The organism is Calothrix sp. NIES-3974, from assembly GCF_002368395.1.
Classification (GTDB): domain Bacteria; phylum Cyanobacteriota; class Cyanobacteriia; order Cyanobacteriales; family Nostocaceae; genus NIES-3974.
In genome coordinates this window covers 4614393-4636259 of record NZ_AP018254.1, presented here as the reverse complement: position 1 = coordinate 4636259, position 21867 = coordinate 4614393, and the positions used below count along the sequence as shown (strand labels likewise).

Annotated in this window: 17 protein-coding genes and 1 pseudogene; 8 read left to right on the top strand and 10 right to left on the bottom strand. The window is 42.7% G+C overall.

The window, feature by feature from the left end; genetic code table 11:
• The first annotated feature begins 260 nt into the window (after positions 1-260).
• The 3 genes and pseudogenes from groES to CDC37_RS18655 all read left to right on the top strand — a co-directional run bounded on the left by groES (position 261) and on the right by CDC37_RS18655 (position 3390).
• Positions 261-572, top strand: a complete 312-nt coding sequence (groES, locus tag CDC37_RS18665) for a co-chaperone GroES (RefSeq protein WP_096624005.1) — start codon at positions 261-263, stop codon at positions 570-572.
• A gap of 162 nt (positions 573-734) precedes the next feature.
• Complete coding sequence (groL, locus tag CDC37_RS18660) at positions 735-2372, top strand: chaperonin GroEL (protein ID WP_096624003.1); 1638 nt, start codon at positions 735-737, stop codon at positions 2370-2372.
• Positions 2373-2565: 193 nt separating this feature from the next.
• Positions 2566-3390: pseudogene (locus tag CDC37_RS18655) on the top strand (Rpn family recombination-promoting nuclease/putative transposase).
• 183 nt (positions 3391-3573) lie between these two features.
• Here CDC37_RS18655 and CDC37_RS18650 read toward each other — a convergent pair.
• The gene (locus tag CDC37_RS18650; protein ID WP_096624001.1) at positions 3574-4752 is read right to left on the bottom strand and encodes a RuBisCO large subunit C-terminal-like domain-containing protein; all 1179 of its coding nucleotides are present in this window, start codon (positions 4750-4752) and stop codon (positions 3574-3576) included.
• A gap of 173 nt (positions 4753-4925) precedes the next feature.
• On the opposite strand from CDC37_RS18650, the gene CDC37_RS24495 reads away from it, so the two are divergent.
• Positions 4926-5069 (top strand): hypothetical protein, encoded by a 144-nt coding sequence (locus CDC37_RS24495; RefSeq protein ID WP_157780783.1) that lies wholly within the window; start codon positions 4926-4928, stop codon positions 5067-5069.
• 1 nt (position 5070) lies between these two features.
• Here CDC37_RS24495 and CDC37_RS18645 read toward each other — a convergent pair whose 3' ends face one another.
• From CDC37_RS18645 to CDC37_RS18615, 6 genes are all read right to left on the bottom strand, one after another.
• Positions 5071-7176, bottom strand: coding sequence for a M3 family metallopeptidase (locus CDC37_RS18645; protein ID WP_096623999.1), 2106 nt, complete (start codon positions 7174-7176; stop codon positions 5071-5073).
• A 199-nt stretch (positions 7177-7375) separates the two neighbouring features.
• Positions 7376-7969 (bottom strand): Maf family protein, encoded by a 594-nt coding sequence (locus CDC37_RS18640; RefSeq protein WP_096623997.1) that lies wholly within the window; start codon positions 7967-7969, stop codon positions 7376-7378.
• 350 nt (positions 7970-8319) lie between these two features.
• A complete protein-coding gene (psbP, locus tag CDC37_RS18630; protein ID WP_096623993.1) occupies positions 8320-8865 on the bottom strand; it encodes a photosystem II reaction center PsbP in 546 nt (181 codons plus the stop codon).
• A gap of 134 nt (positions 8866-8999) precedes the next feature.
• Positions 9000-9446, bottom strand: a complete 447-nt coding sequence (locus tag CDC37_RS18625) for a YlqD family protein (RefSeq protein WP_096623991.1) — start codon at positions 9444-9446, stop codon at positions 9000-9002.
• Positions 9447-9645: 199 nt separating this feature from the next.
• On the bottom strand, positions 9646-11625 hold the full coding sequence (locus CDC37_RS18620; protein WP_442861046.1) for an AMP-dependent synthetase/ligase: 1980 nt from the start codon (positions 11623-11625) through the stop codon (positions 9646-9648).
• A 313-nt stretch (positions 11626-11938) separates the two neighbouring features.
• Positions 11939-12187, bottom strand: a complete 249-nt coding sequence (locus CDC37_RS18615) for a hypothetical protein (protein WP_096623987.1) — start codon at positions 12185-12187, stop codon at positions 11939-11941.
• A 544-nt stretch (positions 12188-12731) separates the two neighbouring features.
• Here CDC37_RS18615 and CDC37_RS18610 point away from each other — a divergent pair.
• From CDC37_RS18610 to CDC37_RS18600, 3 genes are all read left to right on the top strand, one after another.
• On the top strand, positions 12732-12992 hold the full coding sequence (locus CDC37_RS18610; protein WP_096623985.1) for a hypothetical protein: 261 nt from the start codon (positions 12732-12734) through the stop codon (positions 12990-12992).
• Between the two features lie 135 nt (positions 12993-13127).
• Positions 13128-14261 (top strand): glycosyltransferase family 4 protein, encoded by a 1134-nt coding sequence (locus tag CDC37_RS18605; RefSeq protein ID WP_096623983.1) that lies wholly within the window; start codon positions 13128-13130, stop codon positions 14259-14261.
• Positions 14262-14892: 631 nt separating this feature from the next.
• Positions 14893-15771: a class I SAM-dependent methyltransferase gene (locus CDC37_RS18600; RefSeq protein WP_096623981.1), complete on the top strand. Its 879-nt coding sequence runs from the start codon at positions 14893-14895 to the stop codon at positions 15769-15771.
• 402 nt (positions 15772-16173) lie between these two features.
• Here the strand turns inward: CDC37_RS18600 and CDC37_RS18595 are convergent, their stop codons facing one another.
• Positions 16174-16731, bottom strand: a complete 558-nt coding sequence (locus CDC37_RS18595) for a glutathione S-transferase family protein (RefSeq protein WP_096623979.1) — start codon at positions 16729-16731, stop codon at positions 16174-16176.
• A 179-nt stretch (positions 16732-16910) separates the two neighbouring features.
• Between CDC37_RS18595 and CDC37_RS18590 the strand changes: the two genes are divergently transcribed.
• Positions 16911-17831 (top strand): carbohydrate ABC transporter permease, encoded by a 921-nt coding sequence (locus tag CDC37_RS18590; protein ID WP_096623977.1) that lies wholly within the window; start codon positions 16911-16913, stop codon positions 17829-17831.
• Between the two features lie 418 nt (positions 17832-18249).
• Here the strand turns inward: CDC37_RS18590 and CDC37_RS18585 are convergent, their stop codons facing one another.
• Both CDC37_RS18585 and uvrB read right to left on the bottom strand, forming a co-directional pair.
• Positions 18250-18597 (bottom strand): DUF1815 family protein, encoded by a 348-nt coding sequence (locus tag CDC37_RS18585; protein WP_096623975.1) that lies wholly within the window; start codon positions 18595-18597, stop codon positions 18250-18252.
• 1088 nt (positions 18598-19685) lie between these two features.
• Complete coding sequence (gene uvrB, locus CDC37_RS18580; RefSeq protein ID WP_096623973.1) at positions 19686-21686, bottom strand: excinuclease ABC subunit UvrB; 2001 nt, start codon at positions 21684-21686, stop codon at positions 19686-19688.
• Between the last annotated feature and the right edge of the window lie 181 nt (positions 21687-21867).

The following is a 21867-nucleotide window of genomic DNA, read 5'->3' as shown; positions in this document are numbered from 1 at the left end:
CCTGATTACTGTTCTATTACAATTTCTACGGATTGCAAATACATTACAATCTCAATTTTGTGGGGAAATTCCAGGTTAACACTACACTTACGTGTATTTTGAAACGCATTTTATACTTAGACAACAGTGTTTTTGCGCATAGTACGGTCTACACATTTTTGGGTTCGGGAACCCGTACATAGGAATTTATTGCCAGCAAAGCCCACCCTTCGATAAATTAGCACTCAGGAGTCGAGAGTGCTAAACAGGCAATAGAAGTTATGGCTGCTGTATCTCTAAGCGTATCTACAGTTAAACCTTTAGGCGATCGCGTTTTCGTGAAAGTAAGCGCGTCGGAAGAAAAAACCGCAGGTGGTTTGTACTTACCTGACACCGCCAAAGAAAAACCCCAAGTTGGTGAAGTTGTTGCAGTTGGCGAGGGCAAAATCAAAGATGATGGTGCCCGGATGCCAATGGATGTCAAAGTAGGAGATAAAGTTTTGTACTCGAAGTATGCAGGAACCGACATCAAATTGGGAACTGACGAGTACGTACTTCTCTCTGAAAAAGACATTTTAGCAGTAGTTAGCTAATCGTTAGTAGTTAGTGGTGAGCAAAAACACGATATTATTTCTGCCCTATGCACGCTTATTTTATCAGCGTGCAGCTACACCCACTAACTAGGCTCAAAAAAACTAACGCAAAACTAGCAATTAAAAACATTACTAGCAGCAAGAGAGCAACAATTAAGAATTATGGCAAAGCGGATTATTTACAACGAAAACGCTCGTCGTGCTTTAGAGCGTGGCATGGATATTTTGGCTGAGGCTGTAGCTGTCACCCTTGGTCCTAAAGGACGCAATGTTGTCCTAGAAAAGAAATTTGGCGCACCTCAGATTATTAACGATGGTGTCACCATTGCCAAGGAAATTGAATTGGAAGACCATGTGGAAAACACCGGTGTTTCCTTGATTCGTCAAGCTGCTTCTAAAACCAACGACGCAGCTGGTGATGGGACTACCACAGCGACCGTATTAGCCCACGCAATGGTTAAAGAAGGTTTACGCAACGTCGCTGCTGGTGCAAATGCGATTCTTCTCAAGCGTGGTATTGACAAAGCGACTGGTTTCTTAGTCGAGCAAATCAAAGCCCATGCTCGTCCGGTGGAAGATTCCAAAGCGATCGCCCAAGTTGGTGCCATCTCTGCTGGTAACGACGATGAAGTCGGTAACATGATTGCCCAAGCGATGGATAAGGTGGGTAAGGAAGGGGTGATTTCCTTAGAAGAAGGAAAATCCATGACCACCGAGTTGGAAATCACCGAGGGGATGCGTTTTGACAAGGGTTATATTTCCCCCTACTTCGCAACCGATACCGAGCGGATGGAAGCTGTTTTTGACGAGCCATTCTTGTTGATTACCGACAAGAAAATCACCCTAGTGCAAGATTTAGTTCCCATTCTCGAACAGGTAGCTCGCGCTGGTCGTCCCTTAGTGATCATTGCGGAGGACATCGAGAAGGAAGCTTTGGCGACTTTGGTTGTAAACCGTCTACGCGGTGTCTTGAATGTAGCTGCGGTCAAAGCTCCTGGATTCGGCGATCGCCGTAAAGCAATGTTGGAAGATATTGCCATCCTCACCGGTGGTCAAGTGATTACCGAAGATGCTGGTTTGAAATTGGATGCAACCAAAATCGACAGCTTAGGTAAAGCACGTCGTGTCACCATTACCAAAGACAACACCACCATTGTTGCTGAAGGTAACGAAACCGCAGTTAAAGCACGTTGCGAACAAATCCGTCGTCAGATGGAAGAAACCGAGTCTTCCTACGACAAAGAAAAATTGCAAGAGCGTCTAGCTAAACTTTCCGGTGGTGTGGCTGTTGTGAAAGTTGGTGCAGCAACCGAAACCGAAATGAAAGACAAGAAATTGCGTTTAGAAGACGCAATCAACGCTACCAAAGCTGCGGTCGAAGAAGGTATTGTTCCTGGTGGTGGTACAACCCTAGCTCACCTAGCTCCCCAGTTGGAAACTTGGGCTAACGACAACCTCAAGGATGAGGAATTGATTGGAGCTATGATTGTCGCTCGTGCTTTGTCTGCTCCCCTCAAACGGATTGCAGAAAATGCTGGACAAAATGGCGCTGTCATTGCTGAACGGGTAAAAGAGAAAGAATTCAATGTTGGTTTCAACGCTGCTACCAACGAATACGTTGACATGTTCGCAGCTGGTATCGTTGACCCTGCGAAAGTGACCCGTTCCGCACTGCAAAACGCAGCATCCATCGCCGGAATGGTTCTGACCACCGAATGTATCGTTGTTGACAAACCCGAACCTAAAGATAATGCTCCTGCTGGTGCTGGCGCTGGTATGGGTGGCGACTTCGATTACTAAGGTTGGTTGCCTCGGTAACTCCTCATGTAAAATTTTTGACTGATTGGAATTAGTTAATACTGACAGCCATTTCCTTGAGAAATGGCTGTTTTTTTTGGGAAATGCTTGCTACATATCAGGGGCTGTAACCGTTGATTACTCTAGTTTCATTTATTGCAAAGTACAAGATAATCGATATAATTAGGGTGATATTTTGAGTTTTGATAATATTTGTAAAGTGCTGGCAGAGAAATATCCAGCCGATTTTATTCGATGGTTAATTGGGGAAGAATCTACCAATATTGAGGTTTTGAAAACATAGTTAAGTTTAGAACCAGTTCGTGCCGATTCGGTTATTTTTATACGTACTGGTAATCGTATTTTGCATATAGAGTTTCAAACCAAAACCCAGTCGAATCCAGGTATTCCTTTCCGAATGTTGGATTACTATGTCAGGTTAAAACGTTTATACAAGTGTTCCATCATACAAGTTGTCATTTTTCTCCAGGAAACTGATGATGAGATTGCCTTTACCGAAGAATATCAAGAAGATTTAACTATTCACAGGTATCGTGCAGTAAGGATGTGGGAGCAAAAAGCAAGTTTGTTTTTAGGGAATTCGGCTTTATTGCCGTTAGCACCGTTGTGTCGAACCGATTCCCCACGGGAATTATTATCCCAGGTTGCCCAGGAAGTGGCTACAATTGCAGATAGGGAGACAAGACAAAATACGGCAGCATACACTGAGATTTTAGCTGGTTTGCGGTTTGAGAAAGAGTTGATTCGTCAGTTGTTAAGCGAGGATACGATGCAGGAATCGGTTATTTATCAAGATATTTTGCAGAAGGGTAAGCAACTTGAAGCTTGCTCATTGTGCATATCCCTATTATCAGAACGTTTTGGAGAGGTAGATGAATCTATTTTGCAAAAGGTTCAAGCCTTAAATACTGATAAATTAGAGGCTCTATGTCGGGAACTCTTCAAAATGTCTGGGATAAATGATTTGGTTACCTGGTTTGAGCAAAATGCAAGCAGTTAACTAACATTATGCGATCGCTACATTAGTAAAGGTGCATAGTGATCGCATTGAGACTTACCTCATAATAAGGCGATCACCAACATAATATCTTTCCTGTACAGCGATCGCGCACATCATAACTCGGACACCCAAAACCGTAGATGCGCGTAGCGCAGCTTCTCGAAGAGATGAAAGTGGTTTTCCCTACTCCCGATTCTGATAAATACCCCATTTTGCGATCGCGCTTTTTAATGCTCCTGAAGGCAGCATATCTAAGTTAAATTCGCGACCATTTTTCACAAAACTTAATGCCTCAAAAAAAGCCTTTACCCCCGCAGCAGCACCATCAGGATGATCCATAATTCCCGTCCCAGCATTGAGAATCACATCATCCCCGTAATCCTGTAAAGCCTTCGGAACCACACCGGGATGAATTCCCGCAGAGGGAACCGGAAACACCCCCCGTTGTCGCAAGTTATCACGAATTTTCGCCTCCTCTGTCGCCGTAAAGGGGAGATTACCGTAATGTGCCGGATATAACACCGCATCCGCCCCCGCGTGAGCCATCAACGTCCCTAAAATGACACTGTAGGCAAAACCATATTCCGGCGCACCCGCCAAAGCCCCAGCCCCGGCTGGATGGACAAAAATCGGTACATTCACCTGGGGGTCAGCTGCTAAGGCTTCTAAAATGGAAACTCCGTAGGAAAACACATTTAACAGTAAAGCATTAGCTCCAGCCCTGACCAAATTACGGGCCCGCTCCAACAACCGTGCCCCATTTCCAGTCACGTTCACTGCGTATAAAATAGTACGCTTTTGTTTCCGTTCAATTTCATCGATCACCTCTCGACAAGCCCGTAATCTTTCCAGGGTGGGTGCGGACTGTAAATCCCCCATAATTTCGTCATCTTTAATCACATCCAATCCTGCTTGGGCAACTTGACGAAAAATTTCTCCGTGGTCACTCGCTGACAAACCCAAAGCTGGTTTAAAAATCGCCATCACCAAGGGTCGTTTGTGTACACCTAAAATATCCCGAATTCTCTTGATACCAAACTTCGGCATTAACCCGTAATTCTCCGGAAGCCGCACAGCAACAACTTTAGCAGCACCAGCCATCGAATACTTACCAAAAATCATCGTCAGTAAACTGGCAATATCCCCTTCCACATTATCTTCCGGAAAAGCTACCGTGGCAATATGATAACCATCCTCATCAGTTTTGACCGAGAGAACCTGAGCGAGATGTTGCTTTAAGGAAACTTCCCGATGGCTAAATCTTGCATCCCAAGTCCCCACAGTTTGTCCGACAGCAATCACCTGTGCTTGTTTCCTTGCATCCACCTGCGGTGGAAATCGATAATCTACCTCAATTGCCATACTTCACCCTTCCTGGATTCGGGAATATAGAATACAGGATACAGAATATAGGATGCCGTCGTAAAATAGTTTGGGAAACTTTGAGTTTGACATCAGCAACCCCTAAATCCTAGATTTTTCACGAGTTATCAGCCTTGAATAACTTGCTTAATAATCAGCCTTAAAAAATTACTGTGATCAAACAACCGTACCCCTACTTTACCCAGAAGCGATCGCAAAAGGTAAAGTTGTGTATCCTCCACCCCATCCTCGTAAAGCGATCGCGATCGCAATCAGCTATTTCTCAATTCCCTTTGACTTTTGAGGGGATAAATTAAATCAATTCGCCAACCCGTTATGAACTAATAGTGGTTTTGTACTGGGTTCCCGTCCTCGAAAACTGGCAAATATTTCCATTGGATGCTGACTACCACCAAGAGCAAGAATGGTATCAAGGTAACGTTTTCCAGTGGTTTGGACGGCTGCTTCGTTCTCTAAACCTGCTTCCTCAAAGGCTGCAAAAGCGTCTGCACTCAAGACTTCAGCCCACTTATAACTGTAATACCCAGCTGCATAACCCCCGGCAAAAATATGTCCGAAAGCACATAAAAAGGCATCTTCTGGGAGAGGAGGGAGAACAGTGGTAGTTTGGGCAATTCGCGATCGCAGTTCTTGGGGTGTTTCTTGACCACCAGTTCGATAGTTGGCGTGTAATTCCATATCCACCAAGCTAAAGTGGATTTGTCGTAACATGCTGCTACCACTCATGTAATTTTTAGCAGCAAGGAGTTTTTGATAGTAATGTTCCGGTAGGGGTTCACCGGTTTCGTAGTGTCTAGCCATTCCCATTAAAGTTTGGCGTTCGTAACACCAGTTTTCCATAAATTGACTCGGTAATTCCACGGCATCCCATTCAACGTTATTAATACCAGCCGCACTGGGGTAATCCACTTTGGTCAGCATATGATGTAAGCCGTGGCCAAATTCGTGGAATAGGGTTTCGACTTCGTAGAAAGTCATTAAGCTGGGTTTACCGTCTACGGGAGGGGTTTGGTTACATACCAGATAAGCAACAGGTAAACGGGTGATGACAGTGCCATTTTCCCTGATTAATCCCCGATTAATGCAGGTATCCATCCAAGCTCCACCCCGTTTTTCGGCTGGACGACTGTAGGGGTCGAGGTAAAAGTAGGCAATGGGATGACCTGTTTCATCGGCGATTTGGAAATAACGCACATCTTCATGCCAAACTGGTGCTTGACCGTCTGCGGGGGTGACAGTAACACCAAATAGACGTTTAACGAGGGTAAATAATCCCTCTAAAACTTGGGGAAGGGGGAAATAGGGACGTAATTCCTCGTCGGTAAAGGCAAATTTAGCTTCCCGTTGTCGTTCAGCCCAGTAACTAATATCCCAATGTTTTAAATCATCTGCTTCCGCTGCACCTTGAGTTTTAGCAAAGGCTGTTAATTCAGCTAATTCTGCCTTCGCTGCATCGTAACTATATTGGCGTAATTCTTCTAGTAACTGTTCCACTGCTTGGGTATTGGCTGCCATTTTACTAGCTAAACTGACTTCAGCATAGTTTTTGTAACCTAGTAATTCAGCTAATTCTTGCCGCAATTCCAAAGTTCTAATAATAATCGGATTATTATCTAATTCCCCTTCCGATGCACGGGAAATATAAGCTTTGTAAACCTGTTCCCGTAAATCTCGCCGTTGGGAATGCTGCATAAATGGTCCGTAACTGGGTGCATCCAGAGTAATTACCCAAGGACCTGTTTCTGGGGTAGCATGTTCTTCTCCGGCAGCACGGGCTGCTTGGGCTGCTAAACTGAGTAAACTAGGGGGAAGTCCGGCTATGTCTTCGGGTGTGGTTAATTTGAGTTGGAAGGCTTTAGTTGCATCTAACACGTTGTTGGAGAATTTGGTAGCAAGTTCAGCCAACTCCATTTGAATGGCGTTAAAACGTTCTCTAGCAGCACCTTCTAAACCGACACCACTTAATTCAGCATCGCGAATCGCCGACTCCACAATCCGTTTTTGAGCAGGTTCTAACTGGGCATAATTATCGCTATCCCGCAAAGCTTTAAATCCCTTGTAGATGGCTTGGCTTTGGTTGAGACGGTTGGAAAACTGAACTACCAGAGGTTGTACCGCTTCGTAGGCTGTGCGCAGTTCTGGGCTATTTTTCACCCCCATTAAATGGTTGACTACACCCCAAGTCCAGTACAAACGCTCGGTGATTTTTTCCAAGGGTTCCACCAATCCCGACCAAGTTGGTTGGACATTGGCTTCTAATTGACTTAGTTCTGCTTCTAATTGGGGAATTAATTCCTTGAGAGCAGGTTCTACCATTTCTGGTTGAATATCGGCAAAGGGCGGTAATCCTGTACCTTGTAAAAGTGGGTTGTTAGCGGTTGATGCTGTGAGGGTGGTGGTCATATCAAATTTGAGATTTAGGATTTTCGTGTTTTGGAGTAGAGACGACCCAACGGTTCGTCTGTGGGGGTTTTGTTAATAAATTTTCCTATTTCCTAATGTAGCGAAATTTTTCCCAATCTCATTTTCACAGAAACCGAACTTATTTTATGGTTTAGACTTCCCACCTTCATAACCTGATACCGTCATTTTTCCTGTTTATCTACCTCCAAAAATCCATCACCGTATAACCCAAATCCCCTAACATCTGTCGTAATAGGGGTAAACTCAAACCGATGACGTTGCTGTGACAACCTTCGATTTTCTCCACAAATACACTACCCTTCCCTTCCAAGGCAAACGCACCGGCACATTTTAACGGTTCTCCAGTGGCAACATAATCTACGATTTCGCGATCGCTCGCGTGGGCGAAGTAAACTTTTGTTGTTTGACACTTGACAATTTTCCGATTTTGCAGATTATCCACTAAAACATGACCTGTGAGTAAATTACCGGTTTTCCCCCGCATATTTTGCCATCGCGCGATCGCCTCATCTGAACTTGCGGGTTTTCCATGAATTTCCCCTTCGATTGCGAGTACAGAATCACACCCTAATACTAGAGCTTCTGGATATTTCGGTGCTACCTTTTCCGCTTTGCGCTGGGCTAATATCTGTACTAATAAAATCGGATCGCGGGAATTTACCTGGGATTCGTCAAAATCACTCGCGCAAACAATCGGTTCAATCCCTATTGTTTGTAATAATCGCCGACGCGCTGGAGATGCTGATGCTAATACAAATTGTGGAACACCCATAATTTGATATGGAGGAGATAAAATACAGGATACACAAAGGTGGGGAGTTGATGTCGTTATCAACTGTACAGACTGTACAGACGCGACATGTGGCGTCTCTAACGATTCCCTTCTACCTGTACAGTACAGACGCGATATGTCGCGTCTCTTTTAAAACATCCTCTAATCTCGACTTGATCCATTTTTAAAAAACCTAAAACCCGACGCTGAAACCATTGCAAGATAGTTGTTTTAGTTTTTGTATTTGGGTGCAAATCTGTGACAAGGAAAAAGTCTTTGGCAAAAATCCTGGTTTTTTGCCGCATAAGAAAAGCCAAGTTCTTAATTTTGGATCAAGTCGAGCTAATCCTCTAATAGACTTGAAAGGAATTCACTGCTTCTTCGATCAAACCTTTGACTCGTGGCCAACGTCTTTCGGATACGGAGGCATTTAGTGTAAATAGTTTACCGTGACTGACGGCAACACTGGCAAGGTTATGGCGTTTAGTGTTATTGGGTAACTTAATTATATATTCTAACTTGTAATATTTAATACCTTCCACTTCCCTTTCGGCAGCATCCACAAGTTCGGCAACTCTTCCGGAACCTTCGGGAGCAAGGGCGTTTTTACCAAGTTTGTAGCCGATTTCCGTGGGACTACCGAGTTCTGATAATGGTTTGTTACCGGGGACGGGACTAACGACGACGGAAATATTTTCGCTGGGTTCGATGATGTCGTGAAAGATGACATCGAGGGGTTTAGTGGCTTTTACTTGTACCCAACCGTTGGGGTAGGAGAATTGATAACCATCGGTGGTATCGACATAATCATTGAGAGCAGCTGCCAGGACACCTTGGGGACGCGCTACACTAATACTTAAAATTAACAGTAAAATTAATCCAATTCGTTTCCACATTTGCTTTGTCCTTGGGGCTAGAAGCACGACGCTCTCGATATTTTATACTTTTTTGGGCGTTTATCTGTAAAAAAATCTGCCCATGAATTAAAGACGTAGCGGTGCTACGTCTCTACAAATTGGGGATAATTTTTTTAGATATCGCCGCGAATTTCTTCGACAACACCGTCGCGAATTACTACTTCTACCTGCATTTTACTTGCGAGGTTATCACCTAGTTCAATCCGGAAAAAGCCTTCTAACTGTCCTTGATTTACTTCTTGGTCAAGTTCCAACATTTGCACTTGTTGGAGGCTTTGGAGACACTGGTTTTTTTGTTCTAGTAATTCGCTTTTACGCTGGTTGACTTGGTATTGGATATTTTCGATTTGTTGTTGGACTTGGGGTCCGGGGGGTTGGAGGGATTGTTTTTGTATTTCAGCGATCGCACGTTGTCCTTGACCGTCGATTTGTTCGAGTTGTTGGTCAATTTGAATGATTTGGGATTGCAGTTGCTGTTGTGCTTCTTGTTTCCACAGTGGTGTGACGACTGCGGTGACGTTGACGGGTCGTTTTAGTAGTAATTGTTTCGAGACATCCATAATTTACGTTTCCGTTCACTCTAAAGATTGTAACTAAGGGCAGAACCGATCCAGGGGGAAATAACTGAAGTTTTTAATAACTCCGGTATTCTCGCTGGAATGGGAGTAGGGAATGGTGAATAGGGAGTAGGAAGAGTAAAGAGATCATGAATAAGTAATAAATAATCACTTATCTCCTGTCACCTGTCTCCTGCATTATTCAAACAAACATTTCCCGAATTAAATCGCCATATCTGTCCATAACAATATGACGACGCAGTTTCAATGTTTGCGTCATCAAACCATTTTCAATGGAAAACGGTTCCGTCACGAGTCTAAATGGGATGATACGGTCGTCTGGTCGATATCCAGGACGATTTTGTACTTCTCGATTTAGCTCTTGTCGAAATAGATCCTGAATGATTTTACTTTCCAGGTCGATTACTTGACTGCCCGACAGTGTAGCATTGTTATTGCTGTCACCATTGTCATCTCCTATTCTTATCTGGAGATTTTGCTGTTTTGCCCAATTTTCTAAGGCTTCCAGATTGGGAACGATTAATGCACCTAAATAACGTTGGTCTTGTCCGACTAACATGATTTGGTCGATGTAGGGCGATCGCAAACAAGCGTCTTCGATGGGTTGGGGTTCGATGTTTTCCCCGTTACTTAATACGATGGTATCTTTTGCTCGTCCGGTGAGGATTAAATCGTTTTCTGGTGTCACCCATCCTAAATCTCCACTGTCAAACCATCCTTCTGGATTAATGGCTTTGGCTGTGGCTTCGGGATTTTGGTAATATCCCTGCATTACCTGGGGACCGCGTAATAAAACTAACCCTGTTTTACCAATGGGGAGGGGTTGACGTGTTTCTGGATCAACGATTTGGACTTCGGTTCCGGGTACTGGTAAACCTGCGGAATTGCGCATATTTCGCCAAATTCGTCGAGCATGGGTGACTGGGGAGGTTTCGGTTAATCCATAGCCGACAAGCACTTCGACACCGATAATTTCAAAGAATAAATCGATGTGTCTGGCTAAAGCTCCCCCTCCGCTAATCATTTGTTTGATTTTGCCTCCGGTGGCTTCCCGAACTTTACTGTAAACTAGTTTGTCGCCTAATTTATGCAGGGGAAATAAAAATATACTCTGGATATTAGCTAGTAATTTTTCCAGGGTGGAGGGTTGTAAATTTTCTGTATCTAATCCGTTGGCAATTCTTCGAGCGCGGATGTATTTTTCACTACATCCTAAAAGGGTGTAAACCAGGCGTTGTTTGGAGGGAGGTTGTTCGCGAAATTGCTTTTGTACCCCTTCATAAATAGATTCGATTAGTCGCGGTACACAAACTATGTAACTGGGTTTAAATTCTTTTAAATCCCGTTTGATTGCCCGTAAATTCGTATAAACTTGTGTACAGCCTAAACTTAACAAAAAGTATTCGGCACTACGTTCATAACTGTGCCAGGTGGGTAAAATACTCAAAACAATATCACCAACTCCTGGTTGTACCAGTGACCGCAAGTTTTTCACCTGGTGCATCAAGTTATTATGGGATAACATCACACCCTTGGGTTTTCCCGTGGTTCCTGAAGTATAAATTAATGTCGCTAAATCCTCTCCCCGACGTTTGACTGGTTGCAATTCCTGACTTTTTCCCAATTCCATAATTTGGTCAAAATTCAGAATTCTTAACCCATCGTCACTAGGAACATTTTCTGAGGACAGTAATACTACAAATTCAATCGGTAAATCCCTAATCCCTTCACGCAACTTCGTCAAAGTTTGCAAGTTCTCCAGGATTAATCCCGTACTCCCACTATTACGAATGATAAATAATAACTCTTCCCGTTCTGCTTGAGAACTACGCACTGCATCTACCGCACCCGCTAACATGGCTCCTTGGTCAGCGATAAACCAGCGAGGTGAATTGTCAGATATTAGGGAAACCCTTGCTCCCACTTCCAATCCCAGGACTTGTAAACCAGTGGCAAACAATTTTATTTGTCCATACAACTGCTCATAGGTCAACATCACCTCCGGTTGACTATGGGGGTCACATAACGCGACCGTATCTTTGTATAAATTGGCTGCGATCGCCCAGATTTCCGGTAAGGTTTCGATATCTCGATAATTGGCAAATTCATCAATAAAAGCGCGATCGCGTTTTTCTAATTCCCTCGCAAATGCAGTATTCATTCTCTTTGACATTATTCATACCCCTTTTGTCTAAACTCTCTTCAATTAGATGGTTGTATGTATAACCATTAACTATTCCCTGTTGCTAAAACTCAAGTTATAACACTTGCAGTTATTTTCATCTATTACAAAAAATCTATGATAAAATAAAAATACATAGATATTAAATGATGTTAACTTCTGTAATTCTGGAAGTTAATGGGTGTGTTCAAGACGTTCATAGTTACTTGCTTGATCCAGAGGGAGTGGGGAATAGGAATGAGCTATTTTCCGGTTTGGTTGTGGGTTTTTCCCATGAGGAAGCAACTTGCAATTACGTAGCTTGCTTCTCCACAGGGGTATTACGAATTCGCAAAGCATCTACCAGAAAGTGAAGCAGATGGAAAAGTTGAAAATTCAGTTTGTGGAGGTGATGTTTCATGGGTTGGCTAGATATTTTAATTGTCACCCTGATTAATGCCATTGCATGTGTTTGTTTGCCGCGATTATTAGCGCTAGTGCAAATGCGTTGTTCCCCCAAAAATTCCCAATCTTCCTCAGCCTCATTAGTATTATCGGCCACGGATCATCAAATAACTCGGTTTCCCTATTGTACAAGCCACATCGTCACAGGGAAGCAATCTTGTCGCTTTGCTCCCCAGTTCTGTGCTACTTGTTCATCTGTCCACTAAATTTTGCATCAACAAAAAATTAACAAGTAGTCATCATGAACTGCGTACACCAGGATATATGAAAGTGATTTTTCCCCCACTCCGTACTCACTTTCAAGTCAGTTGAGCAAAATTATGTTTACTCATCGAGACAGAGAAGAGCTTACATGTACTACTGACACCAAAATATCTGATATGGTTTGACTTTAGAGTTGATACTTGACGGGGAGCTTTCGGATGCTTGCGGGAGCAGGGGAAGAAAATGTATCAAAATTTGAGTGAAATGGTACGAAAGCTGTTTTTTCCCATTTCCTGCTCCCTATGAAAGTGAATAATTTTGGTGTTACTGAATACAAATATAAATTGAAAATTTTACACCAGAGACGTAGTATTGCTACGTCTCTTGAAAGTATCAGTAAAATTGAACCTATCGAGTTTTCGGTAGGGTAGAACTGAATGTTGAAAAAACTCCAAATAACAGTTCTGGGATTAGCTACTGGTGCGATCGCATTTATGCCAACTTTGCCAGTGAATGCAGGGATAATCACCGATTTACAGGGGAATGTTCCCTTGCTGGCACAAACCTATCGGGTGCGTCGGGTGTATCGTCGTCCCCGAAGAGTGAGAATAGTGCGTTACGGTCGATGTTATTACCGTTATCGTTACTATCGAGGTTATCGTTACCGCTACCGTGTTTGTCCTGTGTATCGTCGGTAAATTGCTAGTCAAATTTTGGATGCTTTTTTGGTCAAAATAGCGGTATCCTCAACAATGGAGACGAATAGCGATAGATTAAAACCAATATCGCTGTCAACTGGTGGCAAATAACCGACATTCAAATTTGATGCACTTATGAGAATCGCCCTTTTTACTGAAACATTTTTACCCAAGGTCGATGGTATTGTTACGCGCTTACGTCACACTGTTGACCACCTGCAACGAAATGGTGACGAGGTTCTGGTTGTTTGTCCTGAAGGTGGATTAACTGAGTATAAGGGAGCAAAAATACACGGTGTATCCGGGTTCCCTTTACCGTTATATCCAGAGTTAAAGATGGCTTTACCCCGTCCATCGATTGGGGAGGCTGTAGATAGGTTTGCCCCAGATATTATCCATGTTGTCAATCCGGCAATTTTAGGGTTATCGGGTATTTTCCACAGTAAATCCCGAAATATTCCCCTCATTGCCTCCTATCATACCCATTTACCCCAATACCTCCAACATTACGGTTTAGGGATGTTGGAGGGTTTTTTATGGGAGTTGTTAAAAGCAGCCCACAACCAGGCAGAATTAAATTTATGTACTTCCACTGCTATGTGTGAAGAATTAAGCAGCCACGGCATTGAACGGGTGGATCTATGGCAACGTGGTGTGGATACGGAAACCTTTCATCCGGGTTTAGCTAGTCCGCAAATGCGATCGCGTTTATCCCAAAATCATCCAGATGCACCCATTTTGCTGTATGTGGGGAGATTATCTGCGGAAAAGGAAATTGAACGAATTAAACCTGTTTTAGAAGCCATACCCAACGCCAGATTAGCATTGGTGGGAGATGGTCCCCACCGTCAAACTCTGGAAAAACATTTTGAAGGTACAAATACCCATTTTGTCGGTTATCTCCAAGGTTTAGAATTGGGTGCAGCCTTTGCCAGTGCTGATGCCTTTATTTTCCCATCCCGTACGGAAACTTTGGGGTTAGTTCTATTAGAAGCAATGGCTGCGGGATGTCCAGTGGTTGCAGCACGTTCTGGGGGTATTCCCGATATCGTTACCGATGGGGTAAATGGTTATTTGTTTGACCCAGAAACCGGTGATACGGGTGCGATCGCTGCTACCCGCCAACTATTAGAATCAAGTCAACAACGGGAGACAATTCGACAAAATGCCCGTGCCGAGGCGGAACGCTGGGGATGGAGTGCTGCAACTAAGCAGCTACAATCGTTCTATCGTCAAGTCGTTTATTCCCAAACTTCCCAAGCAGCATAGGTTATTTACTTATTTACCTTCATCGATGGGTCTAAAGCGAGGTTCTCTGAGGACGGCTTTGATACAATTTCGAGACTAAATCTTGAAATTTCAAAGGTTTTAGCCAATGTATAATCAACGCTACGCTGCGCGAACGAGATGGAAAACGGGAATTTTCAAGTCTATCTGAGCGAAATCGTCGCTTGCGAATCGCGTAGCGACTCCCCTAGAGTCTCGCCATCAAATCCGGTGCGAAGGCTTCTCCCTCCAACATTCACCAAAAAATGTTCATTGCTTGTGCTTGAAATACCACTCAAGACTGGGTGTTACCTCTAGTCCTTTGCTCCTCAAAGGCTTACGCAGAGCGAGTTGCAATCCTACGAGTGATTATCATTATCATTGTTAATGTATATTAATCACTTGGAGCCTTATTCCTATACTAACAGAAACCCCTATGATTAATCAACCCTTTTCCTAAATTTTTTGATTGAATTTTAAGACTGGGATAAATCAAGTTTGCTCTGGATTGTTTGGGGTGGTAAATATAAAGTTGGTCAAGTCCGACACAATACTTAGGAAAAAGTATCAGATGTAGATAGAAATTTGGGGAAAGGATGTGTGATAGTATTTACCTAATTCACCTGGAATCTCCATGCAAAGCCCCAAGTCAATTCAAATTCCCAAGGCGACTCGCTACCAAAATGCCGCGATCGACTACTATACCGGATTGACGAATTCTGATTTTCTGCATTACGGATATTGGGAAGAACTACCTGCTCCAGGAGAGGAATTGACTATTACTCGCTTACGAGTAGCTCAGGAAGCTTATTCGATGAAGCTAATGAGTTTTATCCCAACAGGAGTAACATCTGTACTAGATGTGGGTTGTGGTATCGGGGGAAATACGAAATATTTGTGCGATCGCATTTCTAGTTCTCGTCCTGATGAGGATTTTATTGTGGAGGGGTTAGCACCAGACCCGCTTCAAGGAGCCAAGTTTATTGAGAAGACCCAAGGTAAGATACCTTTTCATTTGAGTCGCTTTGAAGATTTTACCGCCACTAAATCCTACGGTTTAATCCTATTTAGCGAAAGTAGTCAGTATGTTGCTGTCAATGATTTAGTCCAGGGTACATCTTGTCTATTAGCTCATAACGGCTATCTATTACTAGCGGATATGATGCGAAAAGACAAGGAATATCAAAAGGGTATTTTCTCTAATTGTCACCTCAAACAAGAGCTACAAAAAGCCCTAGAAACAGCCGGTTTTACCCTAGTAAAATCAGAAGATATTTCCCAAAACATTGCACCAACAATTGATTTATGTGTCGATAACTTTCAGAGGTTCGGACTAACTACAGGAAAGTATATCGCGGATGTGTTAAAAATCGCTGTCCCACCCCTATATACCCTTGCAAATTGGGCATACAAACGTTGGTTGGAGCAACCAATTACGGAAGGATTAGCTGCACGGAAAATTTTTGATCGTCATTTATGTTATGAAATTCAACTGTGGCAATTATCAAGATAAATTCACTGAATTGAGCAAGAGAAAGTGGAGACGCAATATATAGCGTCTCCACGTCTCTGACCGCAACGCAAACAGTTTAAATAATGATGCTGGGGCAACCTATGTTAAAGATACACCATCCATTTTCCTAGTGGTCTGTGTCATTAGTAGTTCTGATGGGTTCGTAGTAGTGGCTCTAGTATAGAAAAAGTGTTAAGGTAAGGGCGCTATACCCGCAGGGTTGTCGTAGACTAGCGCTACTACGAACCTTTCCTAACCCATCAAAATTAATGACATGGAGTACTAAGAGGTTTTTAAAAACTTCTATTTTCCACAAATATTGCTGGACAATAGTTTCTGTTTTGATAACTCATCTAACTCACTTTAACCCATCAAAATTAATATGATGAATCTGGTGGAGTACTACCCGCGATTTGCAAAAGCTTTCTGAAATGCAGGACGTGCGGCAATTGTTTTCATGTAATTTTCCACTGCTGGATATCCACTCAAATCCAGTTGTAACATGAGGGGAATATAGCTTAAATAGGAGCCAACAGCCACATCCGCAACGGTAAACTCCTCGCCAGTTAAATAGGGTTGCTGACTCAAAATCCCATTTAAAGCACCCATCAATTTTGGCATTTCCCGTTCCCGATTGGCTTCGATAAAAATTCCTGGTCCGAGTGTTGCATTTGCAAATAAAACCCATTGCGCTGCGATCGCTCTTTCTGCGGGTGTTTGTTGCGGCTGACCATATTTATCAGCAAGGTACAACAAAATCGCTCCCGATTCCCATAGTTTCAACTCACCATCCACAATGGCTGGAACTTTACCCATCGGATTAATTTCCAAGTATGCTGGTTGGCGATGTTCTCCTGCTTGCATGTCTAGGTTAATTTCTTCATACTCCAGATTAAGCTCTTCTAGATACCAACGGACAATAGTTGCTCGACTGCGAGCTGCTCCATATAGTTTAATCATAAAGCTGTAATTTCCGATCCTCGTTGAATACAGAGTAAGTAAGGAGTGAGTTCCGATGGGCAAAGAAGGTTTTTTCGATTGTAATTGTGTCCAACAGACAGGTAAGACTAAATTAAAAAGAGTATAAGTAATATAAAATGCTGCTGTGATATTTTTTTGTTTTGCGGTCTTCCCTACCCATGCATACTCACCTACCCAAATGGCTCAATCCCCAATCTCCTATTTTATCCCGTTTAACCCCCTATTTATTCCTATTCCCAGCCCTATTTATCCTCACATTCGCGGTATTTATTCCCGCCCTCCAGGCATTTTACCTCACATTCGTCCGCATTGATGACATTAGGTCTCCCCAATCTGCCCAATGGATTGGACTGAATAATTTTATCCGTCTGTGGAATGATCAGGTATTCTGGCAAACTTTGGGTAATACGGTGTTATTTCTAGTGGTTGTTGTTCCAATTCTCGTCATTGTCCCTTTAGGATTAGCGATTCTTCTTAATCAACGACTACGTGGTATTTCTTGGTATCGCGCGGCAATTTACACCCCTGTCATTATTTCGATGGTTGTGGCTGGAATTACCTGGAACTGGCTATACGCAGAGAATGGATTACTGAATCAGCTTCTCAAATACTTTGGTTTCATTCGGGAACCTATCCCTTGGTTAACTGACCCCAATCTAGCCATTTTTAGCGTCATGGCAGTCACTATCTGGAAAGGATTAGGATATTACATGGTCATCTATTTAGCTGGTTTACAAGCCATTCCTGGCGATATCTACGAAGCTGCTGCCATTGACGGTTCAGATGGTGTACGCAAACACTGGGATATTACTTTACCGTTGATGAGACCCTATTTAGCCCTAGTTGCTGTGATTTCTGCGATTTCCGCAAGCAAGGTATTTGAAGAGGTGTACATCATGACCCAGGGTGGTCCCCTCAATAGTTCAAAAACTATAGTTTATTATCTCTATGAACAGGCTTTTAGCAATCTGGAAATTAGCTATGGCTGTACAATTGGACTGGTACTTTTTCTAATTATTCTGGGTTTATCAACGCTGCGATTAATGATTGACTCAACAGGCAAATCGATTTCGCTTTGAAATTAATAAATAATACAAAATTAGATTGCAAGCAGTGAGCTATACTTCACGTACTGATATGTTTCTGCTGTGGCTGGTTGACTGTTGACCTGAAACATGAACCATCCACACTAAAAGCTTGGTTTATCCAACAACTGATAGGCTAACTGATTCCGGTGCGTGCAAAATGAAAAGTAGAAAAAATTCTCAATTAAGATAGTAAAAATTTTTGGATACATCTAGCTATAACTGGTTGCACAATGCCAGAAACGTAAAAATCCAGAGATTCAAAAATACACTTTTTCAGTCGTTCCGGGGTGATAACTAAAGGCCAATTGCTTCAGGTAAAACCATTCCACAACTAGCAATTAGTATTCCCCTATCTGAACCTGATACAAATATATCATGGACTTTGGCGTTCCTCAGCACATGCAAACCCCTATACCCGTTTGGCTAATAGGACTTTATTGGTCGAATTTGCCTGCATTGAATGCTTGGCAATATTAGCTAACTCCTGTAACTGATTAACTGCTTCCGCACCCTCCAGTTTCATGAGTTCCCGGTCATCACGCATCTCTGTCCAGGTGATTCCGTAGTCAGAGACTAAAAAGCGAATCAAATGATTCTCTCCTAGACTCACCATGAAAGATGCGCTATTCATCTGGTCTCCGCAGGTATAGCAAGAAGCCAAATAGCCGCGTCTTTCCAGTACGATTGCCAAGGCTTGGAGGTTCATAACCAAATCCTGGACGAATTGTCGATGTTGTTGTGCTAATCGTAAAAACACTTGTGTCCTCCTAACACCAATGTGAAGGTATGTGCTTTTATATTTTCTTTAGATTCTCTCACGAACTGGTATTGTAAACTATATATTACAAATTCCAGTTAATGATTTTGCCCTCTAGAAGACTACCTAGTCTAAGGTATGCCATTTGCAAAGTTACTGTCGTATCAAAACATTCACTTTGAGCATCAGGAATATCCGACATGGCCAGGAAACTTTTAGGAAACTTTAATTTTTCCATTGGTTGTCTTGACCCTTTTGGGCATTGGTTTGGATTCTGTATCACTTTTCTATCTGCCAAAAGATAGATCCTCTATAAGACTAAATTAATTTGGATAGAAGTCAAGTGCAGAAAAGTTACATATATCATAAAATATGATTTTTTTTCGTTAAAATCTCTACCCATCCATCTGTATTTGCACTGTGAGCAAGGATTTGCATCCTAGTTGGGAATGGGGAGGTTGCACCTCACTTGTCGAGAATCTTGCTATAGTTCCAATACTGGTTAACAGGAAATGTTGTAACAGTGAATCCATCCGGGACTGGTGGACTGTTTTTACAGTAGCATTAATTTTGCAAAACTAAACCATAGAATTGGTACTATATATCAAGATTGGTAGTTCTGATTGTTTGGAAATGTGGTACTAGTTGCAGGCAGATAACAGATGAATGGGCAGGTAGACGACCCAGACTCAAGAAATGGAGTTGACGATTCAAAGGTTACAGGCATTCAATCCCAGGATAGTGGGTAATGAATGAATTGTGAATTAGTAATTACCAACTCAAACCAGAAATCCTGCAACTTCCCAATGAAGATAACGAAGGCTGACGGGAAAATGTTGCCATTTCGGCAAGTTTTTTTTTAATTAACGTGCGTGGCTGATTTGATGTATGAAAACAATGGCGTTGCTGTATTTGGATAGGAATTACAATTGTTTACATTTTGTATTGAAACCCAAATCACCGTAGAGACGTAGCATCGCTACGTCTCTACATAACGTCAAAATTTCAATTCATATTTGTATTCAGCAATGCTCCTAATTTAAATGCGTCAGACTACTAGTTTTGATTCTGCATTCTCTACCTTGTATTTATTTCCCCACTAATTTATCTCGCAGTTGCTTAATTTGGTCTCGGAATTTTGCTGCTGCTTCAAATTCTAAGTTCTTGGCGGCTGTTTTCATTTGTGTTTCTAATTGTTGAATTAAATCGGGAATATTTTCTAGGGGAACTGCGTCAAGATGTTCTTCCACTACTTGCAGTTCTTGAGCGTTTAAACGCCGTGATACTTCTAGGAAAGATAAAATGGCGTTCGTGGATTTTTTCTTGGTAATGGGTTGGGGTGTAATTCCGTGTTTTTGGTTATAGGCAATTTGAATGTTGCGCCGACGTTCGGTTTCCTCAATTGCTTTTAACATGCTATCGGTGAGGTTATCAGCGTACATAATTGCCTGTCCACGAACGTGACGTGCTGCACGACCGATGGTTTGGATCAGCGACCTTTCTGCGCGTAAAAAGCCTTCCTTATCTGCATCTAAAATTGCCACTAGGGAAACTTCCGGTAAATCTAAACCTTCCCGCAATAAATTTACACCAACCAAGACATCAAAATTACCATCCCGTAAATCTTGAATAATCTCAATTCGTTGAATCGAGTTAATTTCTGAGTGTAAATAACGGACACGAATACTATGCTCCTGTAAATACTCAGTTAAATCCTCCGCCATTCTTTTGGTTAAAGTTGTAATTAGTACGCGCTCTTCCCGCTTTACCCGGTCTTGAATTTCTGCTAATAAATCATCCACCTGTCCTTCCGTGGGACGAACAATAATTTCTGGGTCAACTACTCCCGTGGGACGAATGATTTGCTCGGCGATATTAGCACCAGACACTTCCAACTCCCATGTTCCCGGTGTGGCAGAAACAAAGATACATTGATTTACCTTTTGCCAAAATTCCTCTGCTTTCAGGGGACGGTTATCGGCTGCACTGGGTAATCGAAAGCCATGCTCAATCAAGACTTTTTTTCTGGCTTGATCACCGTTATACATCCCCCGAATTTGGGGTACGGTGACATGGGATTCATCAATTACCAGTAACCAGTCATCGGGAAAATAATCAATTAAACATTCTGGGGGTTCTCCCGCTTGTCTACCAGCAAGATGGCGGGAATAATTCTCGACTCCGTTACAGTAACCTACTTCCCGTAGCATTTCCAAATCGTAGCGGGTGCGTTGATCAATGCGTTGGGCTTCCAATAGCTTGTTAGCTTGTTCCAATTCTAGTTTATGCTGTTTTAATTCGGTGGCAATATCCTCACAAGCAGCTTCTAACCGCTCCTCTGGGGTGACAAAATGGCGAGCTGGATATAAATTCAAGGCGGATAAACTTTGTAATATTTCCCCCGTTACAGGGTCAATGTAGCGAATTGCGTCGATTTCGTCTCCAAAAAATTCCACCCGAATAATTCGATCTTCGTAGGCTGGACCAATTTCTAACACATCTCCCCGTACCCGAAACCGTCCCCGTCCCATTTCCACATCGTTACGGCTATATTGAACCGCAACCAGACTTTTGATTACTTCCCGTGGGTCTACCTCCATCCCCACTTGTAGCGGAATGGCTGCTTTGAGGTATTCAGATGGCATTCCCAAACCGTAAATACAACTAATGGAAGCAACCACAATTACATCCCGACGTTCAAACAGCGATCGCGTTGCTGAATGTCGTAACATATCTATTTCGTCGTTAATGGAGGCAGTTTTTTCAATATAGGTGTCACTGACGGGTATATAGGCTTCCGGTTGATAATAATCGTAGTAACTAACAAAATATTCCACCGCATTGTGGGGAAAAAACTCCCGCAGTTCATTACACAACTGGGCGGCAAGGGTTTTATTATGGGCTAATACTAAAGTCGGTCTTCCTAGCTGTTCAATCACAGAGGCAATTGTAAAGGTTTTACCTGTACCCGTTGCACCTAACAGCGTCTGATAACGATGGTTGGCACGAACTGATTTTACCAATTGGGCGATCGCACTCGGTTGATCTCCTGTCGGTGCAAATGGCGCGTGCAGTGAAAATTTATTCATACATCAGTACTATGATTCCCTGTTAGATCCTACCGAATTCGGGCAGATTTTGCTACGGGGAAGGGACTTGTGATGTAATTTAACAAAATATCCAAATTTCGACACAGACCGAAGATGAATCCAAAATCGCCGTGTAGTTCTTGTATTTCTCACCAGGAAGTGATCAGCAGGGAGTAATGGG

Coding starts and splice junctions, on each gene's coding strand:
- groES (WP_096624005.1), top strand. CDS start 261: ATGGCTGCTGTATCTCTAAGCGTATCTACAGTTAAACCTTTAGGCGAT.
- groL (WP_096624003.1), top strand. CDS start 735: ATGGCAAAGCGGATTATTTACAACGAAAACGCTCGTCGTGCTTTAGAG.
- CDC37_RS18650 (WP_096624001.1), bottom strand. CDS start 4,752: ATGGCAATTGAGGTAGATTATCGATTTCCACCGCAGGTGGATGCAAGG.
- CDC37_RS18645 (WP_096623999.1), bottom strand. CDS start 7,176: ATGACCACCACCCTCACAGCATCAACCGCTAACAACCCACTTTTACAA.
- CDC37_RS18640 (WP_096623997.1), bottom strand. CDS start 7,969: ATGGGTGTTCCACAATTTGTATTAGCATCAGCATCTCCAGCGCGTCGG.
- psbP (WP_096623993.1), bottom strand. CDS start 8,865: ATGTGGAAACGAATTGGATTAATTTTACTGTTAATTTTAAGTATTAGT.
- CDC37_RS18625 (WP_096623991.1), bottom strand. CDS start 9,446: ATGGATGTCTCGAAACAATTACTACTAAAACGACCCGTCAACGTCACC.
- CDC37_RS18620 (WP_442861046.1), bottom strand. CDS start 11,625: ATGAATACTGCATTTGCGAGGGAATTAGAAAAACGCGATCGCGCTTTT.
- CDC37_RS18610 (WP_096623985.1), top strand. CDS start 12,732: ATGTTGAAAAAACTCCAAATAACAGTTCTGGGATTAGCTACTGGTGCG.
- CDC37_RS18605 (WP_096623983.1), top strand. CDS start 13,128: ATGAGAATCGCCCTTTTTACTGAAACATTTTTACCCAAGGTCGATGGT.
- CDC37_RS18600 (WP_096623981.1), top strand. CDS start 14,893: ATGCAAAGCCCCAAGTCAATTCAAATTCCCAAGGCGACTCGCTACCAA.
- CDC37_RS18595 (WP_096623979.1), bottom strand. CDS start 16,731: ATGATTAAACTATATGGAGCAGCTCGCAGTCGAGCAACTATTGTCCGT.
- CDC37_RS18590 (WP_096623977.1), top strand. CDS start 16,911: ATGCATACTCACCTACCCAAATGGCTCAATCCCCAATCTCCTATTTTA.
- uvrB (WP_096623973.1), bottom strand. CDS start 21,686: ATGAATAAATTTTCACTGCACGCGCCATTTGCACCGACAGGAGATCAA.